Origin of the sequence: Methylobacter psychrophilus, from assembly GCF_025583945.1 — a bacterium.
Lineage (GTDB): Bacteria > Pseudomonadota > Gammaproteobacteria > Methylococcales > Methylomonadaceae > Methylobacter_C > Methylobacter_C psychrophilus.
In genome coordinates this window covers 1-4,604 of record NZ_JAOEGU010000105.1, presented here as the reverse complement: position 1 = coordinate 4,604, position 4,604 = coordinate 1, and the positions used below count along the sequence as shown (strand labels likewise).

Annotated in this window: 3 protein-coding genes and 2 pseudogenes; 2 read left to right on the top strand and 3 right to left on the bottom strand. The window is 44.2% G+C overall.

Going from position 1 to position 4,604, the window contains the following annotated elements:
* Both N7974_RS20170 and N7974_RS20165 read right to left on the bottom strand, forming a co-directional pair.
* Positions 1-213 (bottom strand): annotated as a pseudogene (locus N7974_RS20170) (IS3 family transposase); the annotation flags it as partial.
* A gap of 41 nt (positions 214-254) precedes the next feature.
* Positions 255-1,496: pseudogene (locus N7974_RS20165) on the bottom strand (IS3 family transposase).
* Positions 1,497-1,678: 182 nt separating this feature from the next.
* On the opposite strand from N7974_RS20165, the gene N7974_RS20160 reads away from it, so the two are divergent.
* Entirely contained in the window at positions 1,679-2,884 is a 1,206-nt protein-coding gene (locus tag N7974_RS20160; protein ID WP_317451638.1) for an Ig-like domain-containing protein, read from the top strand.
* A 521-nt stretch (positions 2,885-3,405) separates the two neighbouring features.
* Here the strand turns inward: N7974_RS20160 and N7974_RS20155 are convergent.
* A complete protein-coding gene (locus tag N7974_RS20155; RefSeq protein WP_262967323.1) occupies positions 3,406-3,771 on the bottom strand; it encodes a cupin domain-containing protein in 366 nt (121 codons plus the stop codon).
* Positions 3,772-3,962: 191 nt separating this feature from the next.
* Between N7974_RS20155 and N7974_RS20150 the strand changes: the two genes are divergently transcribed.
* Entirely contained in the window at positions 3,963-4,295 is a 333-nt protein-coding gene (locus N7974_RS20150) for a DMT family transporter (RefSeq protein ID WP_262967324.1), read from the top strand.
* Positions 4,296-4,604 lie beyond the last annotated feature (309 nt).

Below are 4,604 nucleotides of genomic sequence, written 5' to 3'. Positions count from 1 at the left end.
ATTAGGGCCAGGCACCATGGCAACCAACCCCAGTATTTGCATCAAACGCTGCACCCGTTTTCGGTTTACGCCATGCCCTTGTCCGCGTAGCCAGACTGTCATTTTCCTGCTGCCATAAAAAGGATGGAGGGTATATTCTTCATCCAGCAAACGCAGCAATAACAACTCGTATTCATCCACAACTACTATCTTGTTAGCGTAGACGGTGGATCGGGTAAAGTGGACCCCATTGTCCAGACAATATTTAAGCCTAATTAAGAGGGCATCGATTCCGTTACAGCAGATTGGCGCTGTCCCACTTCTTCTTTTGAAGAAACCCGTTTGTCACTAAAATGATCAACTACTTTTACGCCGCCGCCGATGCCTGTCTGATAAACTTCATTCGGCGTTTTATAGCTCAATGCCTGGTGAAACCGCTCACTGTTATAGAATATAAAGTACGCGGTCAGACCCAACAACAGTTCAGGCACAATGACATAGTTTTTCGGGTAAATGTCCTCGTATTTGACACTACGCCATAGCCGTTCAACAAAAATATTGTCCAAGGCACGACCCCGACCGTCCATACTAATCTTACAGCTGTGTTCCAGTAATTTATTGACCCATAAGGTGCTGGTAAACTGCGATCCCTGATCGGTGTTAAAAATTTCTAGTGCGTCATGTTGATTAAGCGCCTCAGTCAAACAGTCCAGGCAAAAACCAACATCCATGGTGTTTGAAACCTTCCACGCCAACACTTTACGACTGTATCAATCAATGATTGCGACCAGATACATAAAGCCATGCGCGAGTCGTATATAAGTTATATCCGTACTCCAGACCTGATTCGGTCGGACAATAGCTAACCCTCTGAGTAAATACGGATAAACCTTATGTTGCGGATGTTTTTTACTGGTATTAGGACCAGGCACCATGGCAACCAACCCCAGTATTTGCATCAAACGCTGCACTCGTTTTCGGTTCACGCCATGCCCTTGTCCGCGTAGCCAGACTGTCATTTTCCTGCTCCCATAAAAAGGATGGCGGGTATATTCTTCATCCAGCAAACGCAGCAATAACAGCTCGTATTCATTCACAACTACTGTCTTGTTAGCGTAGACGGTGGATCGGGCAATACTCGCTAATTTACACTGCCGAACCAACGCCAGTTCATCATGGGGATCGATCCAGCTCTGTCTTTCGCTTAAAAACTGATTCCTGACTTTTTTCTAGTGCCCCGTGCGGGTATTAAGCCAGTCCAGTTCCATATTAAGCTGACCAATCTTGGCATACAAACGTACCGGATCGCTCTGAGGATCAAGGGGCTTCGAGCCACGCTTTACCTCAAATAGTTGGCTGGCATTTTCTAACAAGGCCTTCTTCCATAAACCAATTTGGGTAGGATGAACGCCATACTCTTGAGCAATCTCATTTACCGTTTTTTGCTCCTTCAAAGCTTCTAACGCTATTTTAGCTTTTTGTGTCCCCGTCAAAATCTTACGTTTTTTTTCACTCATTCCTGTCTACTTTTTTTATGGAAGACACCATCTTAATCGACTGTCCGGATTTTGGGGTCCACTATAGCTTCCAATAATTACTTTGGAACTACAGATATAGCATTAATTAATGCTATGATTTCTGACAAAACAGATGACCTATCTTTGGCTTCGATTATAAGTAATTCACATACCAATGCTCCATCAGCAGGCACACCTGTTTTTGTTATAGACACCACGCCCCAATCATCAGCGTTTTTAGCCCCGCTGATGGCAATACCGATGTAGCGGTAGCCAATAATATTGTCCTGACTTTTAGCGAAACCATTCAGAAAGGCACCAGCCTCATCCAGTTACACAGTGGCTCGACAACCGGAACTGTCATAGAAAGTTTTGATGCGGTCAGCAGTAATCGCCTGGTTATATCAGGTAACATGCTAACAATTGATCCCACCAATAATCTTGCCAACAACAACCACTATTTTGTTACTTTTGCTTCGGGCAGCGTTAAAGACTTGGCAGGTAACAATTACGCAGGGATTAGCAGTTATGATTTTACGACAGTCTCAGCGGAAACTAACGGTGATGACTCTATCAAGAGTACAGGCAGTGACGATATTATCAATGCACTCGCTGGCAACGATAGTATTTATGGCCGCTTAGGCAATGACCACATTGATGGCGGCACAGGCAACGACACCGTACTCTATGACTTTAATAAAAACGCAGTCATTGAAGTCGGTCGTTCAAGTGATGGTACGTTGATGATCAAAAGTGCCCAAGGTACGGACACCCTGTTGAATATTGAAAACCTGAGCTTTATGGATGGCGGTTTATCAATTAACGAGTTGCTTGCACAGTCCGCGCCCGTGCCTTTGTTTACCTCAAGTGCCAGCGATGGCGCATCGAGCTATGTCATGCCCACGAAATATACCGGCCCGGTTACTTTTTTAGAATATCAATTATTGGGGAATGCAACCGGGGATGTGATTACCGGATCAACAGGCAACGATTTTATGAATTTATTGGCCGGTGACGATGCCGCCAATGGCGGCGCAGGTGATGATGTACTTGATGGCGGCACAGGCTCCAACTTCCTGACCGGTGGCAGTGGTAACGACACGATATTTTTGGATGGTCGCGGCGGAATAACTACCTGGTCAACGGTCACCGATTTTAGCGCGGGTGATCAGATCAATATCTGGGGTTGGAATACCGGTGTCAGCAAGCAAGTATTTACCATGGAAAATCAAGGTGCAGATGGCTATAAAGGTGCGACCTTTCATTATGACTTAAACAATGATGGCCTGATTGATACCTCGATCACCTTGACTGGCTTGGCGTTGTCCCAGATACCGACAAGTGTTGCAAAAGAGGTGGCAGGCAATGGGTATTTATTTATAGGTTAATTGGGCTTTATCTATATCCGGTAAACAATACCTTCGCCAAAATAAAAGTTACTCTTGCATGAATTGTGGTTTGATATCCAGCGGGACTTTTGGCACCATTAGATGTCGACCCGAAATCGCCGAAACGTCTAACCTTGCCACATCTTCGAACACGAGGACAACGAAATGATGCGGCCTTACCAGATTTGACCTCAGTAGAAGTGACAGCCCCGGATGATAAATAAAACTGTTTAAGACCAAGGTGCACAGCCACTGAGACCTGTACGGGGATGGCTTTAGATATCCAGTCAAAGCTGGTTTTCTGAATGACCGATTTTTAAGGTAACCGGCAGGCGATGTTTTTTGGGGCGACTACTGAACGTCATTCTGCAATATTCATCGCCATAAAGCAGCCAGTCGCGACCGATAGTTCATGGCCGTGATTTGCCAGTCAGTTCCAACTAAAAATCAATACACTCTCGGAATGGCTTACCCCTAACTCCTCTTTTTCAAAGCTGGGGGCTGAATAATTATCCCCAAACCTACTCTATATTTTCATAGGCTTTTTCAGTAAAACGTGGTGTGCAGATGGCTAAAAAAACCAGATCTTCTGCACCTATATTGGTAATTCTTTGTGAACACAAGGATGGAATAATAACTACATCGCCTGCTGATAACTGTTGCTCCCCCGACTCGCCTACCTCAACTTTTGCGCTCCCTGACAAAATAACGTATCTTTCGACAATGCCGTTTAAACGGTGCAATTTGGTGGTCACCCCGGCCTTAACCGTGGCTCTGGCAATAGACATACCTGGGTCTTCTGGTGAATTTGATAATTCCAAAATAAAACAACCTTCATCGAAGTAGTATTCATCAGCTTCATCGGATTTTAGAATTTGTATTTGCATGGTTGGGTTACTCTCCTGAAATAGTTGATCATTATCGTTGGTCGATAACGCGTTAGACAAAATGCAATTAAATAGATGCTTACAAATTACTGTAAGATATACCTTACAACAAACATCATCGAAACGTTGTTATCTTCTTTTATACTTTCTCTGGCCAATGCCCGGTCAACTTTACCTTAGGCTTTAGTAAAATCATGCAGTGGATCTACCTGGCAATAGCAATCTTGTCTGAAGTTATTGCAACTTCCGCACTTAAAACCACAGAGGGTTTTACGCGCTGGCTTCCCTCGTTGCTTGTCGTTATTGGCTACACATCGTCGTTCTACTTTCTTTCACTGACATTGCGTACCATACCACTGGGTGTCGCCTATGCCATCTGGTCCGGTGTTGGCATAGCCCTGCTCGCACTGATTGGATGGATAATCTATCACCAGGCACTCAACATGATGGCCATTATTGGTATTACCCTTATAATCGCCGGCGTGATTGTACTGGTTCTTTTTTCCAAAACGACAATACACTGAACGCAATACTGGGGCTACTTAACGGCTTCCAGCCTTAATGTTGCCATTAGCCTGTTGATAAACCCAAGTTTTTGTTCTGTCGTTTCAAACGGTTTGATAAATCTTAACTTATCCACACTGTCAAATTTATAACATTGTGCCTGGGTTTGTATCAGCCCCGTAGGTCGGGTTAGCGATAGCCGTAACCCGACCTTGTATGATCAAAATTAATAAAATATTACTAAAAGATCAAGTAAGCTTTAATCGTTTATTGGGAGGCCGTCCCGACCTTAGGACTGGTTATTAATATAATCAGAGCCTGTTTCGTAG

Bases quoted from the DNA above. Each gene is read 5' to 3' on its own strand.
- N7974_RS20155 (WP_262967323.1), bottom strand. From the start codon at position 3,771: ATGCAAATACAAATTCTAAAATCCGATGAAGCTGATGAATACTACTTC.